The following is a 22,257-nucleotide window of genomic DNA, read 5'->3' as shown; positions in this document are numbered from 1 at the left end:
GAGGGAATATTGATGCTAGTTGTTCGCCCAATAAAACTGTCTGATTACGATGCGCTGCACACCTGTGCAGTTGAATCAGGTCATGGATTCACATCTCTTCCGGTTAACGAAGAATTGTTAACTAACCGAATTACCCATTCTGAATACAGCTTTGCGAAAGCAGACGTGACCGAACCCGGTGATGAAGGCTATCTAATGGTGGGTTTCGACGCTGAAACTGGCGAAGTTGCTGGTACAACGGGTATCGAAGCTTCCATTGGCTGGGATGTGCCTTTTTACTCGTACCACATCAGTAAAGTGGTTCACTCTTCACAGCGCCTTAAAGTGAATAACGTGGTTAAGCTGTTGACGTTTGGTAATAACTACACAGGCTGCAGCGAAATTTGTACGCTGTTCTTACGTCCTGATTACCGCAAAGGCTTAAACGGTCGACTGATGTCTAAGTGTCGTTTCCTACTGATGGCTGAGCACCCAGAGCGTTTCTCAAAAACGATCTTTGCTGAGATGCGTGGTGTATCAGATGCGGAAGGCAATTCTCCTTTCTGGCAATGGCTGCAAGAACATTTCTTCTCGATTGACTTCACGCTTGCCGATTACCTAACCGGTATTGGTAAGAAAGGCTTCATTGCTGACCTAATGCCTAAGCTACCTATCTACGTGAACCTACTGAGCAAAGAAGCTCAAGCGGTGATCGGAGAGGTACATGACAATACGCGCCCTGCACTTAAGTTGCTGGAACGTGAAGGTTTCACCAACCGTGGTTATGTCGATATCTTTGATGCAGGCCCAACGGTTGAGTGTGATCTAAGAAACATCGAATCTGTGCGTCACTCAATTCGAGCACAGGTTCAAATTGCAGAGCACTCTAGCTCTAAAGACTTCCTAATTGGTAATACCTCGTTTGAGAACTTCCGCGCAGTAGCCGCGAAAGGTGCGTATGACCAAGCAAGCGACACAGTGATTTTATCATCTGAAGTAGCGAGCGCTCTTGAAGTAAAAGAAGGCGAATTCGTTCGCATGTTGGCTCAGTAAGAGCGGCGATTATCTGTCGAAGATTTTAAGGATAGAAGTATGACTCAGTGGATAGCAGGACAGTGGGTGGCAGGTCAAGGTGACGCCATGACATCAGTAAGCCCATACAACAATGAAGTAGTGTGGCAGGGTGATAGCGCAACACCAGCGCAGGTTGAATCTGCAGTAGCAGCAGCTCGTGAAGCCTTCTTGGTTTGGAAAAAATTGAGCTTTGCAGAGCGTGAAGCGATCGTGTTGAACTTTGCTGAGAAGGTAAAAGAGAACAGCGAAGAGATTGCACAGATTATTGCAAAAGAGACGGGTAAACCGATTTGGGAAACTCGCACTGAAGCGGGCGCGATGGCAGGCAAGATCGCCATCTCTATCCGTGCTTACCACGAGCGTACAGGTGAAGCTTCACGTGAAGCGGCTGGCAACCAAATTGTACTTCGTCACCGTCCATTGGGCGTGATGGCGGTATTTGGGCCTTACAACTTCCCTGGTCACTTACCTAACGGTCATATTGTTCCAGCTCTGCTATCGGGCAACACCGTAGTATTCAAGCCTTCAGAGCAGACACCTTGGACGGGTGAATTCGCAATGAAGCTATGGCAAGAAGCGGGTCTTCCTGCTGGCGTAATCAACCTAGTGCAAGGCGCTAAAGAGACAGGTATCGCACTGGCTGATGCTAAAGGTCTTGATGGCGTGCTATTTACGGGTAGTGCGAATACTGGTCATATCCTGCATCGTCAATTCGCGGGCCAACCGGGCAAGATGCTGGCACTAGAAATGGGCGGCAACAACCCTATGGTGATCAGCGACCAATACGGTGATGCAGACGCAACGGTATACACTATCATCCAATCGGCGTTCATCAGTGCTGGTCAGCGTTGTACATGTGCTCGTCGCTTGTATGTGCCTGTTGGCGAGAAGGGCGATCTGCTTCTAGATAAACTGGTCGCAGCTACGCAAAAGATTCGTGTTGATCAGCCATTCGCTGAACCAGCACCCTTCATGGGTCCTCAGATCTCTGAAGCTGCGGCTAAGTTCATTCTGGACGCGCAAGCGAATCTACAATCGTTAGGCGGCGTCAGCCTAGTAGAAGCAAAAGCGGGTCAAGCGGCGTTTGTTTCTCCGGGCATTATCGATGCAACCAATATTGCTGAACTGCCAGATGAAGAGTACTTCGGTCCATTGCTGCAAGTGGTTCGTTACCAATCGCTAGAGCAAGCGGTCGAGTTAGCTAACGACACACGCTTTGGTTTGTCTGCAGGCCTTGTATCAACAGACGATTCTGAATGGGAATACTTCGTTGACCATATCCGTGCGGGTATTGTTAACCGTAACCGTCAGCTAACAGGCGCAAGTGGTGATGCACCGTTTGGTGGTCCGGGTGCTTCAGGCAACCTACGTCCAAGTGCTTACTACGCAGCTGACTACTGTGCTTACCCTATGGCTTCAATGGAAGGTGGCGAAACTCAACTACCAGCATCGTTTAGCCCAGGTATTGAGCTTTAATTTAGGCTAATGAGTCTTAGGCTCATTGGTTAAGCTTGAAATAAGGAAGTGGTGTTATCGCTTCCCTTTTCCATCACGTCCGACACCTAGATTGGGCGGTAGATAATAATAGAACAAGTATGTCACAGGCTGATGGCTGCTGACTCTGTGTCTCAGCCTCTCCCTTTCTAATCCAAATTACTAGCTTGCTAGAACCTCTGACAAGGAGTCACCATGACGCCCGATCTACTCTTTAAATCACTATGGGACGATTACATTCACAGGCTGTGTCCATCGGCTGAGAAAGTGCATCACTTGCTGAAAGAAGATGAAGCGCTGATCAACGACCATATTGCACTGCGTACTTTCAATGTTGCTCCGCTAGGTATTGAAACATTGGCTAAGCCTTTCCTTGAGCTAGGTTATAAAGCGTGTGGCGATTACTTGTTTGAGAGTAAGAAGCTAGTCGCGAAGCATTACGAGCACCCAGACCCGAAGCAGCCAAAAGTGTTCATTAGTGAGTTGAAGGTCGAAGAGTGTTCAAGTGACTTACAACAGATCGTTGCTAAATTGGTTGAGCAAGTCGACGTAAGCAAGCTTCAAGGCCATGAATTCTTGTTTGGTGGTCGTCTATGGGACTTGAGCTTCGCAGATTTCCAAGTGCTTGCAAAAGAGAGTGAATACGCGTCTTGGCTCGCAGCTCATGGTTACGGTGCCAACCACTTTACAGTGAGCGTTAATCAACTCGATGCTTTTGATGAAGTGCAGGCAGTGAATGATTATTTGAGCGAATCAGGCTTCACGATCAATGCATCTGGTGGCCAGGTTAAAGGCTCTCCAGAGGTCTTATTAGAGCAATCATCAACAATGGCAGATAAAGTCCCAGTTTCATTTGTTGAGGGCAATGAGATGATTCCTGGAGGCTTCTATGAGTTCGCTAAGCGTTATGCGATGGCTAATGGTGAGCTTTATACCGGTTTTGTGGCAGCATCGGCTGACAAGATCTTCGAAAGCACTAACGGTTAAAGAAAGATACGAGTACGGACTTTACCCTAAAGATGCAGATAGGCTTCGCTTCGAGAGTGTTTGCGCTTCGAAGCTGTAGGTGTTTCATTCGTATTTTCTTTGTAGATCTTTAGAAAACAAAAAAGCCACCAAATTTGCATTTGGTGGCTTTCAAATTTTTGGCTCAGTTAATCGAGATTAACGAGTGCCGTATACCACGATAGTTTTACCGTGTGCAGAAATTAGGTTCTGCTCTTCTAGCATCTTCAAGATACGACCAACGGTCTCACGAGAACAACCAACGATCTGGCCAATCTCTTGACGAGTGATCTTGATTTGCATGCCGTCAGGGTGAGTCATTGCATCTGGCTGTTTCGCTAGGTTTAGTAGCGTTTGAGCGATACGACCTGTTACATCAAGGAACGCTAAGTCACCAACCTTTTGGCTAGTTACTTGTAGACGGTTTGCCATTTGCGCTGAAAGGCGCATTAGGATATCTGGGTTCACTTGGATAAGTTGACGGAATTTCTTGAAAGAAATTTCAGCTACTTCACAAGGAGATTTAGCACGAACCCAAGCTGTACGCTCTTGGTCTTCTTCGAACAAGCCAAGCTCACCGATGAAGTCGCCTTGGTTTAGGTAAGAAAGAATCATTTCCTTACCTTCTTCGTCTTTGATAAGAACTGCCACAGAACCTTTAACGATGTAGTACAAGGTTTCTGCCTTTTCACCAGCATGAATCAAAGTACTTTTTGAAGGGTACTTATGAATATGACAGTGTGAAAGGAACCACTCTAATGTTGGATCGGTTTGAGGTTTACCTAGAACCATAATATCTCACTTCCTCTGCAGGGTATGCTTGCCGCTTTCCGTATTTTAGCTAAGCCTGGATTGACTTGTAGGATAAGAGCACTCGTTGAGTGCTGCAAGCTATCTTGTGTTTCGTTTAAGAATAGTATCCTTTTTCAGGTACTATTTCTTGATTTTAATCGTGACCAAGCTACGATTTTTTACGCAAAATTGTGCACATGATCACGGTATGAAAAGTAATCAACCAGAATGTCGTTTTGTTAACCTATTTTTCCGGTTTCGATGAGTTGTTGCAGGATTGGCCTCACAATGAGCTCCATAGCAAAACTCATCTTGCCGCCTGGCACTACTAGCGTGTTATGACGAGACATAAACGAGCCATCAATCATAGCCAGAAGGTAGGGGAAATCGACGTTTTTGATGCCACGCAAACGTATAACTACGAAGCTTTCGTCTAAACTTGGAATCCCTTTGGCGTTGAGAGGGTTAGATGTATCTACGGTTGGAACACGCTGAAAGTTGATGTGAGTGCGCGAAAATTGCGGGGTAATGTAGTTAAGGTAATCATCCATCGAACGAACAATGGAATCCATTACGGCTTCGCGTGAGTGGCCACGATCGCGGGTGTCACGAACGAATTTTTGAATCCACTCTAGGTTTACGATGGGCACCATGCCGATCAGCAAATCGACGTGTTGAGAAACGTTAATGTCGCCATCAACCACACCGCCGTGCAAGCCTTCGTAAAACATCACATCGGAATTTTCCGGGATCTCTTGCCATGGCGTGAAGGTGCCCGGCATTTGATTGTAAGGCACGGCTTCATCAAAGGTGTGCAGGTAGCTTCTTACTTTACCTGTACCTTCGTTACCGTATTTACGGAAGAACTCTTCTAGCGCACCAAAGTCGTTGGCTTGAGGACCAAAGTAGCTGATGTGCTTACCTTGCTCGCGCGCTTTACGGATCTCGACATCCATCTCTGGGCGAGTGAAGCGATGGAAACTATCCCCTTCAACCCAAGCGGCCTTCACGTCCATCATATTGAACATTTTACGGAAGGCTTCTGAGGTGGTGGTGGTGCCGGCTCCAGATGAACCCGTCACCGCAATAATTGGATGTTTAGCGGACATGACAACCCTTGTCTTTTGAGTAACTTACTTGTTAGCAATCGTTTACCACTATAACACGGCTCCTTTATGAGCGCAGCCTAGAAGCGTTTTGTGACTTGAATATCAACGGTTTCATGCAGCTCAGAAAATACGATACTGACTTCTCCTGAGGCTAATTGATGTTTCACTTGGTCAATCTTGTTTTGCAATGAAACCTCTACATCACCGTAGTCTGTACCTTCACGCAGCACGAACTCTTTGATGAGGTTTTCCAGTGTTTCTGGTGCAATGTCTTGCCATGGGATGATCATAAATACTTCTCTCTTTTATGTTCATAAATAGGTTTATTGATGTAGAAATGCGTGTGCTTAGTATTGTTTTACTTCTATTTACTAAGGCTCGGTCATTATGCCGAATCTTGAATACTTTCATAGTAGGCGGGTAATGCTTCTTCTAACCAAAACCTTGGTTTGAGCGTGCTACCGGTAATGAACCCCACATGGCCGCCTTTTTGAAACAGGCGATAGTCGATGTTGTCAGGCAACACGAACTTTGGAATTACGTCGTCTGTCATAAACGGATCGTCTTTGGCATGGATGATCTGAGTCGGTAGTTTAATCTTATTAAGTTTAGGAAGCGCTGAGCACTGAGCATAGTAGTCCTGAGCATTTTTGAAGCCGTGCAGAGGCGCAGTGATTCGTTCATCAAACTCATACAGTTTGGTGATGTTCTTGATGGCTTCAGCGGTGATGCCAAGTTTTTCCTGTAGCAGGTTAACCTTTTTTAGCGCATTCGATTTTAGAGAGTTGAGCAGGTACTTCTTATAGAGCTTGGAGAAACCGCGCTCAATGCGACTAGAGCAACACGCTAAGTCAAAAGGAGCAGATACGATGGTCGCCGCCGACAGCAATGGGTAGTCTGCGTACTCAGCCAAATAGTTCGCCAGCATGTTTCCACCTAAAGATATGCCAACCGCAACCTTAGGGTTATTCGGAAACTGGGCGTGCAGGTGTCTTAGAAAAAAGCGCGCATCTTCGACTTCACCTGAATGGTAAGCGCGAGCCAGGCGATTGGGTTTTCCGCTGCAGCCTCTGAAGTGCATCATCACGGACAACCAACCATCTTTAGCAAACGCATTCATTAATCCATTGGCATAAGGGCTCTCAAAGCTACCTTCTAAACCGTGGAATAGAACGAATATCGGCTTGCTACTGCGATCATTCTTATTTGAGGTGTCACCGTCTGGTGATTCGCTCCAAGCAAGATCAAGAAAGTCACCATCGGGTGTTTCTAAGGTTTGCCAGTGAGGATGAAACAGCGCCTGCTTTCGAATAAACCGTGGCACTAAGGTTTGTAAGTGCGGATTAGAGAGACCAGCAGCTGCGGTAAATATTGTCATAAAAACGATCCATGCTTCTTTTACGGGTTTTGATAACGTGTTGAGTTTGTAACGAAACGCCCACGTTTTTATTTGAGCTTGGTTGATTCTCGGCATAAGCGCAAGGCTTCACTTATACGAGATACAAAAACAGGCTATGGGTAACCGTTTGAATAATATCAAGGTTAAGCTTGGATCTTCATTGAATAAAAGGGAAAGAGAATGAGCTAGGGCTGTGGTGCTGGTTCAGAAAAAGCGTCGTAGAGGTTTTCAGCCCCTAATAAACGACAGTACTGAAAAGTGAGCGGTGATTGCTGGTTAGCGTACAGCTGTAGGGAGTTTATACAGTCGACCAGATCGGACTGTTGTTGCTTTTCAAGCTGTAACTCAAACTTTAGCGCTTCACGGTATAGAGAGTCGACAACGTGTGCTTTGAGATGTTTACGTAGCTCTCGATAGCCATGAAGCAGGGTTTCAGAGCGGCTTAAACACTGTTGAACTTTATGCCACTCTTCTTCAGCAAAAGACAATTGCTGCTCATCAAGCCATTTGAGAAGCAGCAGTAGATTGACGTTGCCGTGGAACTGGTTTTGCAAAGCTAAGCACGCATCCTTTACACCGCGCACACTGTAATACTGAAGGCTAAATTGCCATAGTCGTTCCAGTGTTAGTGATATTGGGGCGTGCTCTGGGCTCATAAGCTATCCATATCCTGTTCCATCTGCTCAAGCTCTTCTTGAGTGGACATCCAATCCATTTCAACTTCTTCTAGCTGTGACTTACTGCTCGCTTGGAGAGCGAGTACTTTATTCAGTTTAGCCTTATTTTCAGCTTCATACAGTGATGTGTCGGATAATTCTTGCTCAGCTTCTTCAAGAGCCTGCGTTAATTTATCCATCTGCTTTTCAAATTGAGTGAGCTTTTTACGAAGTGGTGCCGTCAGTTTACGGAACTCGGCTTCTTTACGTTTCTGCTCTTTTTTCGCTGCTGCACTGTTGGCGCCGTCTTTGGCTGGTGCCAATGCTTGTGCTTCTTTGCGCTCAACTTTCTGTTGCTCGGTTAGCCACTTGTAGTAATCGCTTAAGTCACCATCAAACGGTGCGACTTGGCGGTCGTGTACAAGGTATAAATCATCGGTAGTTGCACGCAGTAGGTAACGGTCGTGCGATACGATAACCATTGCGCCTTCAAACGTCTGCAGGGCAAAAGTCAGCGCTTGACGCATGTCGAGATCCAAGTGGTTGGTTGGTTCATCGAGTAGCAACAGGTTCGGTTTTTGCCATACCAGTAGCGCCAGAACTAAACGCGCTTTTTCACCACCAGAGAAGGGTGCCACTTTATCGAGCGCTTTTTCACCTTGGAAACCGAAGCTACCTAGGTAATCACGCAATTGTTGCTCGGTGTGTTTAGGGGCAATCTGCATCATGTGCTGCAGCGGTGTTTCTTCTGGGTGCAACGTTTCTAACTGGTGCTGTGCAAAGTAACCAATCTTAACGCCTTGCGAATAACTCAGTTCACCGCCTTGCTGTTTAAGTTCGCCAGAAAGCAGTTTAATCAGTGTTGATTTACCAGCACCATTTCGACCAAGTAGACCAATACGGCTACCCGGTACTAGGTTCAGGCGAATTTTCTCTAGAATCAGATTGTCATCATAGCCCGCTGATACTTCATCCATCATCATGATTGGATTTGGTAGCGCGTCTGGTTCTCTAAACTCAAAGCTGAATGGATTATCAAACTGAGCAGGCAGCACTTGTTCCATTTTCTCTAGCGCTTTAATACGGCTTTGCGCTTGGCGAGCCTTTGAAGCTTTGTAACGGAAACGGTCAATGTAGCTCTGCATGTGAGACATCTGTTTCTGCTGCTTTTGGTACATCGCTTGTTGCAGAATCAGTTTTTGCGCTCGTTGGGTTTCGAACGATGAGTAGTTACCCGTGTACTCATTGAGCTGTTGGTTTTCAACATGCACGATGCGGTTGACGATAGGGTCTAAGAAATCTCTATCGTGCGAGATAAGAACGAGTGTGCCTGGGTAGCTTTGTAACCAACGCTCTAACCACATTACTGCGTCTAAATCCAAGTGGTTGGTAGGCTCATCGAGTAGCAGTAGGTCACTGCGACACAGTAGGGCTTGCGCTAGGTTCAAACGCATACGCCAACCACCTGAGAATTGAGTCAGGTTCCATGTCATTTGTTCTTGGCTAAAGCCTAGGCCATCCAGTAACTCGGCAGCACGTGCCTTTATGCTGTAACCACCAATGGTTTCAATCTTGCCGTGGATCTCTGCTACCAATGTGCCATTGTCGGCTTGTTCAGCTTTCTCTAGTTGATCTTCAAGGCCGCGGTATTCACGGTCGCCATCAATCACGTATTCAATTGCTGTTCTTTCTAATGCAGGTGTTTCTTGAGCAACCCAAGCCATTTCCCAATGGGCTGGTTTACTGAATGAACCCGCATCAATAGACAGTTCGTCCTTAATTAAGGCGAATAGCGTAGATTTACCACAGCCGTTTTTACCAACCAAACCGATCTTGTCGCCAGGGTGAAAAGTCGCAGATGCTTGGTCGAGGAGTGGCTTACCGCCGCGTAGCAATTGAATATCAGAGAAAGTAATCATAATTGAAATAGCATAGAAATTAGAGGTGAACAGACGCCTGCATAGTAGGCTGAAACCAGATAAAAGTCGATCACAATGCAATTTGCGTTATGATGCCAATAACATATTAATAACTTTTGCTTAAATTCTTGTGGCCTTGCCACCGTTTAGCCCTCAAAGGAATGTTTCAAAGGAATGAGTAATACTCCCTCGACAGACAAAGTCGTGCCAAAGGTGTTGATCATCTACGCGCACCCAGAGCCGCAAACCTCTATTGCTAATCAGATGATGGTTAAGAAGGTAGAGTCGCTCGGTCATGTCAAAGTTCATGATCTCTACGCCATCTACCCAGACTTCTTTATCGATGTGCCTTATGAGCATGAATTGCTCCTTCAATACGATGTGATCGTGTTTCAGCATCCTCTGTTTATGTATTCCTGCCCTTCATTGTTAAAAGAGTGGTTTGATCGCGTGTTAGGCAAGGGTTTTGCGTTTGGTGAGCAGAGCGCACTTAAAGGCAAACACTGGCGCAGTGTGATTACTACCGGTGGTAAAGAAGAGGCGTTTGGTGCCGCAGGCTATAATAAATATCCATTACAAGAGATCTTGCAACCATTCGAGCTTACCGCTGCTTTGTGTCAGATGAATTGGATATCCCCTTTGGTTTTACACTGGGCACGAAATGTCTCCGATATGACGCGTTACCAACACGCCGAAGCGTATCGAAATTGGTTGCGAGACCCGCTACAAGATATAGGAGCAGATGATGGCTCTGACTAATGATTTTCTACAAAGTAGCGTTATATTTTTAGCGGCTGCTGTGGTTGCGGTTCCTATCGCACAGCGCGCCGGTTTGGGTTCAGTACTTGGTTACTTATTAGCGGGTGTGGCAATTGGCCCATGGGGGCTTGGCTTAATCAGTGATGTCGAAGCGATTCTACACTTCTCCGAATTCGGGGTGGTACTGCTGCTCTTCTTGATTGGTCTCGAACTTAATCCGAAAAAACTGTGGCAGATGCGAGCGCCGATTCTAGGACTCGGTGGCGCACAAGTGCTGATCACCACTCTGATTATTACCGCCATCGCCTGTCTATTTGGATTAACTTGGCAAACCAGCCTGGTAATAGGTATGGGTTTAGCGTTGTCTTCGACAGCCATTGCTTTACGCGTTATTGAAGAGCGAGAACTTGGTGGTAAAGAAGCCGGGCAGTCAGGCTTTGCAGTACTGCTTTTCCAAGATATAGCTGTTATCCCTATGTTGGCGATGCTGCCTTTGCTCGCTGGCAATACGGGCGGCAGTTGGGCTGACATGCTGTGGATGCTAGGCGGTGTGATTGGTCTGCTGGTCGGTGGTCACTTCTTGTTGAGGCCACTGTTCCGATACGTAGTGATGAGCGGTGTCCGTGAGCTTTTCACGGTTGCAGCGTTGTTATTGGTGATTGGTATTGCCGTCATCATGCAGCAGATTGGCTTATCGATGGCATTAGGTACTTTCTTGGCGGGCGTCCTTCTGGCTGAAAGTGAATATCGACACGAGCTTGAGATCGCGATTGATCCATTCAAAGGTTTACTGCTTGGTCTGTTCTTTATCTCTGTGGGTATGGCGGTAAACCTAGGTCTACTGGCAGAAAGCCCATTCGCAATACTTATTGCAGTGTCGTCGCTAGTCGTATTGAAAGGTTTGGTGCTGTATGCGCTGGCTCGTATCTTCGGCACTCAAGCTAAAGCACGCAGCCGAATGGCGATGATCCTTAGCCAAGGTGGTGAGTTCGCTTTCGTTATTTTTACTGCGGCGAGTGCTCAAGGCATCTTAAGTGGCGAACAGGTGTCGTTCTTACTGGTAGTAGTGAGCCTGTCTATGGTGACCACGCCACTAATGCTTAAGCTGCAAGATAAGTTCTTTGCTCGTCAACTGAACCAAATCAGCGAAAGTGCGATGTCTTCGGATGTGGTTGATCGCAGCCCTCGAGTGATCATTGCTGGCTTTGGTCGCTTCGGTCAGATCATCGGTCGCTTGATGTACGCTAATAAGATTCGTATTACCGTTCTTGAGAGTGATGCCAGCCAAATCCATATCCTTAGAAAGTTTGGCTACAAAGTCTTTTACGGAGACTCGACTCACCTAGAGCTATTACGCGCAGCCGGTGCTGATAAAGCAGAGGCGATTGTGTTGTGTACTGACTCCCCTGATGAAATCATGAAAACCGTCGATTTATGTAAGCAGCACTTCCCACGCTTAAAGATCTTGGCGCGTGCACGAAGCCGTGTTGAAGCGTATCAACTACTTAACCACGGTGTGAGTAACTATTCGCGTGAAACCTTCCTTGGAGCATTGGATTTAGGTCGTCAAACATTGACTGAACTTGGCATGCATCCATATAAAGCGAAGCGAGCAGAAGCACACTTTAGAAAGTTGGATAATGGTATGCTGAAAGAGTTGCTGCCTCAGCATAACGAAGATGCCGAGTTAGCCCAAAGAGCGAAAGAGGCTCGTAAAGAACTTGAAGAGATCTTTGGACGCGAGATGGAAAACGATCACCAATCTCGAAACTATTGGCAGTAGCTTGAAGTGATAACTCATGCTTGAGCTTAGAAATAGAGCTTGGGCATAGAAATAACAGACTATAGAACTAACCTAATAATAAACGCGGTCTCTGCTTAACTTATCAATAAAGTGAGTGGGAAGAACCGCGAATCCAGAGCAGTAAAGGATATGAACGTGAAACAGAAAAAACGCTTTATCGCAGGGGCAAGCTGCCCAAGTTGCAACACTCAAGACACACTCCGTTGGTGGATTGAAAATAATATCGAGCTGGTGGAATGTGTCGATTGTGACTTCACAGAACAGCGTAAACCGAAAACTGTAGAGAAATCTGAACACGCGAATCAAGAAATGATCGGTATTTTTAAGCCAGAATGATTGAGTTTCGTTAATTGATCCCCATAATATCCCGGTACAGAATTTTTCCTAAGCTCAACTGTTCGAGCTTAGTCCAAACCTCCTTGGAGCTCTCATGAAAATTGAAAAGAACGTAGTAGTTAGTGTTGCATATCAAGTGAAACTTGAAGATGGCGTAGTAGTTGACCAATCAACTGCAGAAGCTCCACTAGATTACCTTCACGGTCACAACAACCTAATTACAGGTCTTGAAAAAGAGCTTGAAGGCAAAGTAGCTGGCGACAAGTTCTCTGCAACGGTTACTCCAGAAGACGCATACGGCGAGCACAACGACGCACTAGTTCAACGTGTTCCTGCTGACGTATTCCAAGGTGTTGAGCAAATCGAAGTTGGCATGCGTTTCCTAGCGGATACTGACCAAGGTCCAATCCCAGTAGAAGTTACTGAAGTAGATGGCGACGAAGTTGTTGTTGATGGTAACCACATGCTAGCTGGCCAAACTCTAACGTTTGACGTTGAAGTTGTAGCGGTTCGTGAAGCGACTGAAGAAGAAGTTCAACACGGTCACGTACACCAAGAAGGCGGCTGTGGCGGTCACGACCACGATCATGACCACGAAGGCGGTTGCTGTGGTGGCGAAGGCCATGACCACGGTGAAGAGAAAAAAGACGGCTGCTGCGGCGGCGGTAGCTGTGGTTCTCACTAATACCGAATTAACGGTTTAGTTTAAGAATCTTGAAAGCCTCCCTTGTGGAGGCTTTTTGTGTTTAGGAGTCTAGCTTTTTGATCTCGCTTTTATCCACCAAACCAAGTGTCCGAAAGTCTAAGCATTCGCAAAAAGTTTGGTTTTCGCTATCAGACATCGAACCATGGATGTGGTATTGATAGCACAATATTATAAGACGACGTCAGTGGAGAGTTTGTATGTCACAGCCTTTTTCAATTGCCATTCATGGTGGTGCAGGAACCATCTTGCGAGAGCAAATGAGCGATGAATTAAAAGCGGGTATTACCGAGGCTTTGGAAAAATCGGTTTTGGCTGGTTATCAAATATTGCAATCGGGTGGTGATGCTCTGGATGCGGTAGTGGCACCGGTTAAGGTGATGGAAGACAGCCCGCACTTTAATGCCGGTAGGGGCTCTGTTTTAACGCATGATGAATTTGTTGAGATGGACGCTTCTGTGATGCATGGCCGCGAAATGGATGCAGGTGCTATTGCAGGCGTTCGCCATATCAAAAACCCAATTGAGCTTGCACGTGATGTGATGCGGAAAAGCGACCATGTGTTGCTGATTGGTGAAGGTGCCGAGAAGTTTGCGTTTGAGCATGACTACACCTTTACCGAGCAAGACTACTTCTTTACTGAGCGCCGCTATGACCAACTTCAGTCGATGAAAGAGAAAGGCATCTTTGCTCTGTCTGAAGCGAAATATGATGAACAGCAAGCTGAGAAATACCCTGACGATAAAAAGTACGGCACGGTTGGTGCGGTCGCATTAGACCAAGCGGGTAACTTAGCGGCAGCAACCAGTACCGGTGGCGTGACCAATAAGAAATACGGTCGTGTGGGTGACTCTCCGATCATTGGTGCAGGAACCATCGCTGAAAATGGCAATGTTGCCGTCTCAACAACCGGGATGGGTGAGTTCTTCCTACGTAAAATGGTCGCCAGTGATGTCGCAGCACGAATGCGTTATCTGAAAGAAGATGTGCACACCGCTTGTGAAACGATCATTCAAGGTGAATTGAAAACCATGGGTGGAGAAGGTGGCTTGATCGCTATCGATGGCCAAGGCGATATACATTTTGGTATGAACAGCTCAGGAATGTATCGTGCAAGCGTTGATACTCAAGGTCGTGTTGAAGTGAAGATTTATGCCGACGACTAAGTTGGTATCGGCTTAATTGGCTTTAGCTTATTCACTGAGATGAAATAAACAAAAGGGCGACAGATAAGTATCTGTCGCCCTCTTAGTTTTCTATGTCCCGTCCTGAAATGTGTTTACACATTGAGGACGAGAAACTAACGATATGCGTCGTTAGATTTAATTGGTTATTTTGAACCGCACTTAATAGTGTGGAGGTGGCGTCTCTTCTGATGCGTCAGCTAGATTAGAGCCATCCATATTTTTTACTTTGCCAACCACGAACTTCATCTGATCTTGCATTCTCGTGATTAACATTTGTTGTTGGCTAAGCGCTTCATTGAGTTCTTCAATGGTCTGTTCTTGGAAAGCTAGCTGACACTCTAGGTCATTTACGCGGCTTTCTAGTTGTTCAACTCGCTTTTCTGTCATCGTTCTTAATCCACATTCCAAGCTTGGGCAATGCCCGCAGAGGTGCCCGATATCACACGGTTCTTATCATCAAAGGCTGCATCATACACTACCGCACGAGGAGGGCGAGCATCTTTTAATGGCTCAGCATCGTGGCGAGAAATTCGCTTGCCATCCTGAGTATTCCACACACTCACTTGGCTGGATGGTGTGCCCGTCACCAACATACTGCCGTCATCAGAAAAACGCGCACTCGAGAAAATCAACTGTCGAGACCAGCTTTGCAATTGCGCTTGAGGTTCGCCCGTTTCAAGATCCCAAATCATCGCTTGATTGCCGCCATCAGAGGTAAAAGCCAGTTCACCATCGCGTTGTAGCGCGACTCGTACTACTCTTTGTTCATGCTCAAAGGTGCGTAATACCAAGCCTGACTCGGTATCCCACAGGTAGGCTTTATAGTCGTTGCCACCTGATAATGCGTAGCGACCATTGGAAGAAAGGGAAACAGAATTAACTTTTTCTCGGTGAGCAAGGAACTCAAGACGGCGTCCGGTGACTAAGTCCACATAGATCGCTTTGCCATTAGACAGGCCAAGCAATACTTTTTCACCATTGCTAGAGATATCGACATCGCGAATTAAGCCATCGGAGATAGACCAAAGCCCTTGTGCTTGAGTCCAAGAGAGGTCCCAAACGGCGAAGTTCATCTGGCTTGCGGTAATGGCAAAGCGGCCATTGTCCGAGATACGGATACGCGATACTTGGTTTTCTAATTGATCTTGTGGGCCGAGTTGAGCTAACTCTTTGTTTTCGGCAAGGTCCCAAAGCAATAGCTGTTTTTTCTGAGAGTAGAGCAGGGCGAAGCGTCCATCTCTGCTAAGGGCAAAGCTGGTGGCACCATTGGGTTCAATTTCCCAACGTTGCTCATCATCTTGGAAGAAAAAACATCCATTTAACAAGGCGATGACAATTGTACATAGCAATGAGTGGAAAAATATTCGCATCACATCTAATAATCCGGTTTGTGTCGAAAGACATATGACTAGTATATTGTTATAACTAACGTATTCACACCAATCTAATCATTAGATTTGTGCACAATAACCAATGGCTTGGCCATTAATTGGAGAATTCAATGAAATCAGTTTTAAAAGTATCACTGCTTGCCGCAACGGTTATGCTAGCAGTTGGTTGTCAGAAAGAAGAACCAAAGGCAGAAGCTCCACAGGTTGAAGAAGTTAAAGTTGAAGCAGTAAACTTTAAAACAGAAGACGACAAAGCGGCATACGCAATCGGCGTATCTTTCGCTAACTACCTAAGCACAAGCATTGATAAGCCAAGCGAGCTAGGTATTAACCTAGACAAAGATATGGTTCTTCAAGGTATCGAAGACGTATTCGCAGAGAAAACTGCACTGAACGAAGAAGAAACTCGCGCAGCTCTTGAAGCTCTAGACAAGCGTGTTGCTGAAACTATGCAAGCACAAGCGGCAGAGAAATCAGCTGAAACTAAGAAAGCAGGTGATGACTTCCGCGCTGAGTTCGCTAAAACTGAAGGCGTTAAGCAAACTGAATCTGGTCTACTTTACCAAGTAATGACTGCTGGTGAAGGCGCTTCTCCAAAAGACACTGATACCGTTCAAGTACACTACAAAGGTACGCTAACAGACGGTACTCAGTTCGACAGCTCTTACGATCGTGGCGAACCAGCAACATTCCCACTAAACCGCGTAATCCCAGGCTGGACTGAAGGCGTACAACTGATGCAAGTTGGTTCTAAGTACAAGTTCGTTATCCCGCCAGAGCTAGCATACGGTGAGCAAGACACACCGACTATCCCTGCTAACTCAACGCTAGTATTCGAAGTAGAACTACTAAACATCGATAATGCTGAAGCAGCTCCTGCACAGTAATATCGGTTAAAAGCCTCGTACTAAAATACGTTGATTGAATAAAAAGCCTAACTTTGAGTTAGGCTTTTTTTATGATTTGAAGATGAGTATTTGATTTTTAAACTTGTTCTAAATCACTAGTTGCAATGTTAGCTAGGTGTGCAATTAAAATTTTCTGATAAACTTACATAAATTTGTTGATTTTTCACACGAAGGTAAGGAATAAGTGACTACTACAGAAACAGTCAATGCAGATGTGTTACTTGAAATGGAATCAGTCCACGTTATGCCATTCAGTGAACACGATAAAATCATTCTAAGATCTTATGAGGCCGTTGTTGACGGTATTGCGAGCCTTATTGGTCCGTTTTGTGAAATCGTTTTGCACTCTTTAGAAGACCTCAATACTTCTGCGATTAAAATTGCCAACGGCGAAAATACAGGTCGTCAGGTTGGCTCGCCGATCACCGATCTTGCATTGAAGATGCTAAAAGATATTGAAGGTTCTAAGCGTAACTTCTCACGTTCATACTTCACTCGCGCTAAAGGCGGAGTGTTGATGAAGTCGATCACGGTTGCTATCCGCAACGGTGAAGACCGAGTGATTGGTCTACTGTGTATTAACGTCAACCTAGACGCGCCATTCTCACAAGTACTGCAATCGTTCATGCCTACGCAAGACGCAGACGAAGCCGCATCATCGGTTAACTTTGCTAGTGACGTTGAAGAACTTGTCGACCAAACGGTTGAACGCACCATAGAAGAAATTAACGCTGACAAATCGGTATCGAATAATACTAAGAACCGTCAGATCGTGATGGAGTTGTACGATAAAGGTATTTTCGACATCAAAGACGCGATTAACCGCGTTGCTGAGCGACTGAACATCTCTAAGCACACCGTGTACCTATACATCCGCCAACGTAAAACAGAGGATGAAGAGGGTTGCTAAGCTATACACTCCTAGTTAATGGGCCGGTGTATGGCTCACAGTCAGCAAGAAGTGCCTACCAGTTTGCCGTGGCTCTGATTAAACAGGGCCACAAACTTCACAGTGTGTTCTTCTATCAAGATGGCGTCAGTAACGGCTCAGACCTTACCGTACCGGCTAACGATGAATTTGACTTAGCTTCAGCTTGGCAAAAGCTGGCTGATGAGCACGATGTTAGCCTTGAAACCTGTGTTGCTGCTGCGCTAAGACGCGGAGTGATTAGCTCTGAAGAAGCAGAGCAACATCAACTAAGTGCCTCTAACCTAGCAACTGGATTTACTCAGGCCGGATTAGGGAGCTTATCGGAAGCACTACTAACGCAAGATAGGGTGGTGCAGTTTTGAGAAAGTTAGCCTTTATATTTAACAGTTTCCCTCATACGACCGCTGCGGGTAGAGAAGGGTTAGACGCCCTGCTTGCTACGTCCGCATACAGTGAAGACATTGCCGTGTTCTTTGTTGGTGATGGGGTGACACAGCTTCTTAAAGCGCAGCAGCCCGACGAAACACTATCGCGTGACTACATCTCTGCATTCAAACTTATGGACCTGTACGACATCGAACAGGTGTATGTGTGTCAGCGTAGTCTGAGTCAGTTTGGTCTTTCAGCAGACAACCTGTTGATCGATGTGACCACCGTTGAAGCCGACGAGTTAACGCAGAAGTTATCTCAGTGCCAACAGATACTGACTTTCTAAGGGACGCTATGCTTCATATCGTAAAATCAGTCGACAAACTTAAACTCGCATTGACCTATTCTCAGCCACAGGATCAGTTCCTTTTGGTGGAAGATGCGGTGTATGTTTGCCTTCCAAATCATGAGTTATTCACTCAAATCTGCGCAGTAGAGCAGGTGTCGGTGTTAAAACCAGATCTCGATAGCCGAGGTTTACAACTACTTGTCTCAAGTACCATTGATCAAGTTGACTTCGATGGCTTCGTTAAACTGACGGTTTTGAAAGATAAATCAGTGACTTGGTAAGCGTGTTTTATCAGTTTGGTTAAAATTAGACCATCCTGAGCTCTAGACGGCTAAAAAAGATCTGTATATTTCTTGACACACCTCCCACTGCTGAATAGAATTTTGCGTCCCTAATTACGACTTGTGATTAGGGATAGATTTTTCACAAAGCTTACTTTCAAGTAAATTTCAGGAGCTAGTTAATGGCAACTATTAACCAGTTGGTTCGCAAGCCTCGTGTAAAGCAAGTTGTTAAAAGCAACGTGCCTGCACTAGAAGCGTGCCCACAAAAACGTGGTGTATGTACTCGTGTTTACACTACTACACCTAAAAAACCTAACTCGGCACTACGTAAAGTATGTCGTGTACGTCTAACCAACGGTTTCGAAGTAACTTCGTACATCGGTGGTGAAGGTCACAACCTTCAAGAGCACAGTGTTGTACTAATCCGTGGCGGTCGTGTAAAAGACCTTCCGGGTGTTCGTTACCACACTGTTCGCGGCGCGCTAGACTGTGCTGGCGTTAACGACCGTAAACAAGGTCGTTCTAAGTACGGTGTGAAACGTCCTAAGTCTTAATGCATTTTCTTTTTTAAAAGAAAGCGTTAAGTAAGGCCAAACACTATTTTATTTATTATTCTGAAAAGTTTTGGAAAAAACCTGAAGAAGACAACGGAGAATATCCATGCCACGTCGTCGCGTAATAGGTCAGCGTAAGATCCTTCCAGATCCTAAGTTCAAATCTGAATTGCTGGCAAAATTCGTTAACATCCTTATGGTTGACGGAAAGAAATCTACTGCAGAAAAAATCGTTTACACTGCACTAGATTCAATGGCTGAGAAGTCTGGTAAAGACCACTTAGCTGTATTTGAAGAAGCTCTTGAAAATGTTCGCCCAGCGGTAGAAGTTAAATCTCGCCGTGTAGGTGGTTCAACTTACCAAGTACCTGTAGAAGTTCGTCCGGTTCGCCGTAACGCTCTTGCTATGCGTTGGGTAGTTGAAGCTGCGCGTAAGCGTGGTGAAAAATCTATGGCTCAACGCCTAGCTGCTGAAATGCTAGACGCGTCTGAGAACAAAGGTACTGCGGTTAAGAAACGTGAAGACGTTCACCGCATGGCTGACGCAAACAAAGCGTTCGCACATTACCGTTGGTAATACCTTTTTAGTGCTGCAAGGTTCCTTGCAGCACTTCTTTAGTTCCTATGCTTATGCTAGGAACTATTGCTATTTCTAGGGCAAGCAATTTTTAGCGAAGCATCGCTTTTAACGCCTAATCTAGACATAGCAATAGTCCCTAAGTCTCTAATAAGAGGATTCAACCGTGGCTCGTAAAACTCCTATAGAGCAATACCGTAATATCGGTATCGTTGCTCACGTAGATGCAGGTAAAACAACCACAAGTGAACGTATTCTGTTCTATACCGGTCTTTCTCACAAAATCGGCGAAGTTCACGATGGTGCAGCAACCATGGACTGGATGGAGCAAGAGCAAGAGCGCGGTATTACGATCACTTCAGCAGCAACCACTACGTTTTGGCGTGGTATGGAAGCTCAGTTCTCGGACCACCGTATTAACATCATCGACACTCCTGGACACGTTGACTTCACAATCGAAGTAGAACGTTCTCTGCGTGTGCTTGATGGTGCAGTTGTTGTGTTCTGTGGCTCATCTGGTGTTGAACCTCAGTCAGAGACAGTATGGCGTCAAGCTGATAAGTACCAAGTTCCACGTATGGTTTTCGTTAATAAAATGGACCGTACCGGCGCTGACTTCTTGCGCGTAGTTGAACAGATCAAGGACCGCTTAGGCGCAACTCCTGTTCCAATTCAACTGAACATTGGTGCTGAAGAAAACTTCCAAGGCGTTGTCGATCTTATCAAGATGAAGGCAATTAACTGGAATGAAGCTGACCAAGGCATGACTTTCACGTACGAAGATATTCCTGCAGACATGCAAGAAATGGCTGAAGAATATCGTACAGAACTTGTTGAAGCTGCTGCAGAAGCAAATGAAGAGCTGATGGATAAGTACCTTGAAGAAGGTGAACTAACAGAAGCTGAAATCAAACAAGGTCTTCGTACTCGTACCCTTAATAATGAAATCGTACTTGCTACTTGTGGTAGTGCATTCAAAAACAAAGGTGTACAAGCTGTTCTAGATGCAGTTGTTGATTTCCTTCCTTCTCCAGTCGATGTACCTGCAATTAAAGGTATCGATGAAGATGAGAACGAAGCAGAGCGTCACGCAGACGACAAAGAACCGTTCTCAGCGCTAGCATTTAAGATTGCAACAGACCCATTCGTTGGTACTTTAACTTTCATCCGTGTTTACTCTGGTGTTGTTGAAAGCGGTAAAACAGCTTATAACTCTGTGAAGAAACAACGTGAACGCTTAGGTCGCATTGTTCAAATGCACTCAAACAAGCGAGAAGAAGTAAAAGAAGTACGAGCAGGTGACATCGCAGCCATCATTGGCCTGAAAGATGTGACTACTGGTGAAACCCTTTGTGACCAGAACCATAAGATTGTTCTTGAGCGCATGGAGTTCCCAGACCCAGTTATTCAGATCGTTGTAGAGCCAAGCTCTCAAGCTGATCAAGATAAAATGACTATCGCTCTAGGTAAACTAGCAGCGGAAGACCCATCGTTCCGCGTTGATATGGATGCGGAAACTGGCCAGACTCTGATTTCTGGTATGGGTGAACTACACTTAGATATCATCGTTGACCGTATGAAGCGCGAATTTAGCGTGAACTGCAACGTTGGTAACCCGCAAGTGGCTTACCGTGAGACTATTCGTGGTACAGCGAAAGCGGAAGGTAAATTTATCCGTGAACATGGTGGTAAAGGTCAGTACGGTCACGTATGGCTGAAACTAGAACCATCAGAAGCTGGCGAAGGCTTTGTCTTTGTGGATGAAATTGCCAATGGTATCGTACCGAAAGAGTTTATCGCTTCAGTTGCTAAAGGCGTTGAAGAGCAGATGAACAATGGTGTGCTTGCTGGCTATCCAGTTTTGGATATCAAAGCTACACTATATGATGGTTCTTACCATGAAACAGATTCAAGTGAGATGGCGTTTACAATCGCTGCCTCTATGGCTTTCAGAACGGGTGCACTTGAAGCGCAACCGGTTCTGCTTGAGCCTATGATGAAAGTTGAAGTAACTACTCCAGAAGACTGGATGGGTGACGTTGTTGGCGATATTAACCGTCGTCGCGGCATCATCGAAGGTATGGACGAGGGGACAGCTGGCCTGAAGATAATTCGTGCACAAGTTCCGTTGTCTGTCATGTTCGGTTACGCAACTGATTTACGTTCTGCGACACAAGGTCGTGCTTCTTACTCTATGGAGTTTAGTGAGTACGCTGAAGTGCCTAACAATGTTGCAAAAGCAATCATTGCAGAGCGTGGTTAAACAAAAGGAAGGCATTTTTTTTCATTTTTTGAAAGAACAATGCGTCCAAATATTGCGCTAACGAGAGTTGGCGCATAAAATAGCAATTTCTGGCGCGTCTCGCTCAATAATGAACGTGGCGAATCATAACTAGGAAGGAACACGATTGTGTCTAAAGAAAAATTTGAACGTACGAAACCGCACGTAAACGTTGGTACTATCGGCCACGTTGACCACGGTAAAACAACTCTAACTGCTGCTATCTGTACTACTCTTGCAAAAGTATACGGCGGTGTTGCTAAAGATTTCGCATCTATCGATAACGCTCCAGAAGAGCGTGAGCGCGGTATCACAATCGCAACTTCTCACGTTGAGTACGACACTCCAGCACGTCACTACGCACACGTAGACTGTCCAGGACACGCGGATTATGTTA

25 protein-coding genes are annotated in these 22,257 nt (G+C 45.7%); 17 read left to right on the top strand and 8 right to left on the bottom strand.

What is annotated here, in order from left to right:
* Positions 1 to 12 precede the first annotated feature (12 nt).
* From astA to AB6F11_RS09860, 3 genes are all read left to right on the top strand, one after another.
* The gene (gene astA / locus AB6F11_RS09870) at positions 13 to 1,032 is read left to right on the top strand and encodes an arginine N-succinyltransferase (protein WP_017061116.1); all 1,020 of its coding nucleotides are present in this window, start codon (positions 13 to 15) and stop codon (positions 1,030 to 1,032) included.
* A gap of 39 nt (positions 1,033 to 1,071) precedes the next feature.
* On the top strand, positions 1,072 to 2,529 hold the full coding sequence (gene astD / locus AB6F11_RS09865; protein ID WP_061019169.1) for a succinylglutamate-semialdehyde dehydrogenase: 1,458 nt from the start codon (positions 1,072 to 1,074) through the stop codon (positions 2,527 to 2,529).
* A 213-nt stretch (positions 2,530 to 2,742) separates the two neighbouring features.
* A complete protein-coding gene (locus tag AB6F11_RS09860) occupies positions 2,743 to 3,534 on the top strand; it encodes a DUF1338 domain-containing protein (protein ID WP_102393034.1) in 792 nt (263 codons plus the stop codon).
* Positions 3,535 to 3,711: 177 nt separating this feature from the next.
* Here AB6F11_RS09860 and crp read toward each other — a convergent pair whose 3' ends face one another.
* The 6 genes from crp to AB6F11_RS09830 all read right to left on the bottom strand — a co-directional run bounded on the left by crp (position 3,712) and on the right by AB6F11_RS09830 (position 9,427).
* Positions 3,712 to 4,344: a cAMP-activated global transcriptional regulator CRP gene (crp, locus tag AB6F11_RS09855; RefSeq protein ID WP_004729651.1), complete on the bottom strand. Its 633-nt coding sequence runs from the start codon at positions 4,342 to 4,344 to the stop codon at positions 3,712 to 3,714.
* A 239-nt stretch (positions 4,345 to 4,583) separates the two neighbouring features.
* On the bottom strand, positions 4,584 to 5,453 hold the full coding sequence (locus AB6F11_RS09850; protein ID WP_010435210.1) for a phosphoribulokinase: 870 nt from the start codon (positions 5,451 to 5,453) through the stop codon (positions 4,584 to 4,586).
* 77 nt (positions 5,454 to 5,530) lie between these two features.
* The gene (locus tag AB6F11_RS09845) at positions 5,531 to 5,743 is read right to left on the bottom strand and encodes a YheU family protein (protein ID WP_010435208.1); all 213 of its coding nucleotides are present in this window, start codon (positions 5,741 to 5,743) and stop codon (positions 5,531 to 5,533) included.
* 95 nt (positions 5,744 to 5,838) lie between these two features.
* A complete protein-coding gene (locus tag AB6F11_RS09840; RefSeq protein ID WP_102393048.1) occupies positions 5,839 to 6,831 on the bottom strand; it encodes a hydrolase in 993 nt (330 codons plus the stop codon).
* A gap of 206 nt (positions 6,832 to 7,037) precedes the next feature.
* Positions 7,038 to 7,508 (bottom strand): TIGR02444 family protein, encoded by a 471-nt coding sequence (locus AB6F11_RS09835; protein WP_102393033.1) that lies wholly within the window; start codon positions 7,506 to 7,508, stop codon positions 7,038 to 7,040.
* Complete coding sequence (locus AB6F11_RS09830) at positions 7,505 to 9,427, bottom strand: ABC transporter ATP-binding protein (protein ID WP_017061112.1); 1,923 nt, start codon at positions 9,425 to 9,427, stop codon at positions 7,505 to 7,507. Before AB6F11_RS09830 ends, AB6F11_RS09835 begins: the two co-directional genes overlap by 4 nt.
* 174 nt (positions 9,428 to 9,601) lie before the next feature.
* Here AB6F11_RS09830 and kefG point away from each other — a divergent pair, with 174 nt between their 5' ends.
* The 5 genes from kefG to AB6F11_RS09805 all read left to right on the top strand — a co-directional run bounded on the left by kefG (position 9,602) and on the right by AB6F11_RS09805 (position 14,195).
* Positions 9,602 to 10,186 (top strand): glutathione-regulated potassium-efflux system ancillary protein KefG, encoded by a 585-nt coding sequence (gene kefG, locus AB6F11_RS09825; protein ID WP_050711690.1) that lies wholly within the window; start codon positions 9,602 to 9,604, stop codon positions 10,184 to 10,186.
* Positions 10,173 to 11,969, top strand: coding sequence for a glutathione-regulated potassium-efflux system protein KefB (gene kefB, locus AB6F11_RS09820; RefSeq protein WP_102393031.1), 1,797 nt, complete (start codon positions 10,173 to 10,175; stop codon positions 11,967 to 11,969). Before kefG ends, kefB begins: the two co-directional genes overlap by 14 nt.
* Positions 11,970 to 12,125: 156 nt before the next feature.
* Positions 12,126 to 12,326 carry a YheV family putative zinc ribbon protein gene (locus AB6F11_RS09815; protein ID WP_029235422.1) on the top strand — a complete coding sequence of 67 codons (201 nt, stop codon included), beginning with the start codon at positions 12,126 to 12,128 and terminating at the stop codon, positions 12,324 to 12,326.
* Between the two features lie 94 nt (positions 12,327 to 12,420).
* On the top strand, positions 12,421 to 13,011 hold the full coding sequence (gene slyD / locus AB6F11_RS09810) for a peptidylprolyl isomerase (RefSeq protein WP_017061108.1): 591 nt from the start codon (positions 12,421 to 12,423) through the stop codon (positions 13,009 to 13,011).
* A 218-nt stretch (positions 13,012 to 13,229) separates the two neighbouring features.
* A complete protein-coding gene (locus tag AB6F11_RS09805; RefSeq protein ID WP_102393030.1) occupies positions 13,230 to 14,195 on the top strand; it encodes an isoaspartyl peptidase/L-asparaginase family protein in 966 nt (321 codons plus the stop codon).
* A gap of 180 nt (positions 14,196 to 14,375) precedes the next feature.
* Here AB6F11_RS09805 and AB6F11_RS09800 read toward each other — a convergent pair whose 3' ends face one another.
* Positions 14,376 to 14,603, bottom strand: a complete 228-nt coding sequence (locus AB6F11_RS09800; RefSeq protein ID WP_009848930.1) for a SlyX family protein — start codon at positions 14,601 to 14,603, stop codon at positions 14,376 to 14,378.
* Positions 14,604 to 14,608: 5 nt separating this feature from the next.
* Positions 14,609 to 15,586: a WD40 repeat domain-containing protein gene (locus tag AB6F11_RS09795; RefSeq protein WP_102320012.1), complete on the bottom strand. Its 978-nt coding sequence runs from the start codon at positions 15,584 to 15,586 to the stop codon at positions 14,609 to 14,611.
* 131 nt (positions 15,587 to 15,717) lie between these two features.
* On the opposite strand from AB6F11_RS09795, the gene fkpA reads away from it, so the two are divergent.
* From fkpA to AB6F11_RS09750, 9 genes are all read left to right on the top strand, one after another.
* Positions 15,718 to 16,494, top strand: a complete 777-nt coding sequence (gene fkpA / locus AB6F11_RS09790; protein WP_102393029.1) for an FKBP-type peptidyl-prolyl cis-trans isomerase — start codon at positions 15,718 to 15,720, stop codon at positions 16,492 to 16,494.
* Positions 16,495 to 16,699: 205 nt separating this feature from the next.
* Entirely contained in the window at positions 16,700 to 17,425 is a 726-nt protein-coding gene (locus tag AB6F11_RS09785; protein ID WP_004729851.1) for a transcriptional regulator, read from the top strand.
* Positions 17,419 to 17,808 carry a sulfurtransferase complex subunit TusD gene (gene tusD, locus AB6F11_RS09780; protein WP_017063709.1) on the top strand — a complete coding sequence of 130 codons (390 nt, stop codon included), beginning with the start codon at positions 17,419 to 17,421 and terminating at the stop codon, positions 17,806 to 17,808. The genes AB6F11_RS09785 and tusD overlap by 7 nt, the downstream gene beginning before the upstream one ends.
* Complete coding sequence (tusC, locus tag AB6F11_RS09775) at positions 17,805 to 18,161, top strand: sulfurtransferase complex subunit TusC (protein WP_102393028.1); 357 nt, start codon at positions 17,805 to 17,807, stop codon at positions 18,159 to 18,161. Before tusD ends, tusC begins: the two co-directional genes overlap by 4 nt.
* Before the next feature lie 8 nt (positions 18,162 to 18,169).
* Positions 18,170 to 18,445, top strand: a complete 276-nt coding sequence (tusB, locus tag AB6F11_RS09770; RefSeq protein ID WP_048659145.1) for a sulfurtransferase complex subunit TusB — start codon at positions 18,170 to 18,172, stop codon at positions 18,443 to 18,445.
* 182 nt (positions 18,446 to 18,627) lie between these two features.
* On the top strand, positions 18,628 to 19,002 hold the full coding sequence (rpsL, locus tag AB6F11_RS09765) for a 30S ribosomal protein S12 (RefSeq protein WP_004737194.1): 375 nt from the start codon (positions 18,628 to 18,630) through the stop codon (positions 19,000 to 19,002).
* 106 nt (positions 19,003 to 19,108) lie between these two features.
* Complete coding sequence (gene rpsG, locus AB6F11_RS09760) at positions 19,109 to 19,579, top strand: 30S ribosomal protein S7 (protein ID WP_010435163.1); 471 nt, start codon at positions 19,109 to 19,111, stop codon at positions 19,577 to 19,579.
* Between the two features lie 166 nt (positions 19,580 to 19,745).
* The gene (gene fusA, locus AB6F11_RS09755; RefSeq protein ID WP_017061101.1) at positions 19,746 to 21,842 is read left to right on the top strand and encodes an elongation factor G; all 2,097 of its coding nucleotides are present in this window, start codon (positions 19,746 to 19,748) and stop codon (positions 21,840 to 21,842) included.
* Positions 21,843 to 21,989: 147 nt separating this feature from the next.
* The coding region (locus tag AB6F11_RS09750; RefSeq protein ID WP_246847629.1) for a GTP-binding protein at positions 21,990 to 22,257 on the top strand (268 nt) is incomplete at its 3' end.

Source organism: Vibrio sp. 10N.247.311.14 (assembly GCF_041467715.1).
GTDB classification, from domain to species: Bacteria; Pseudomonadota; Gammaproteobacteria; order Enterobacterales; family Vibrionaceae; genus Vibrio; species Vibrio crassostreae_C.
The sequence above is the reverse complement of the archived record's forward strand: the minus strand, read 5'-3'. Positions and strand labels throughout refer to the sequence as shown.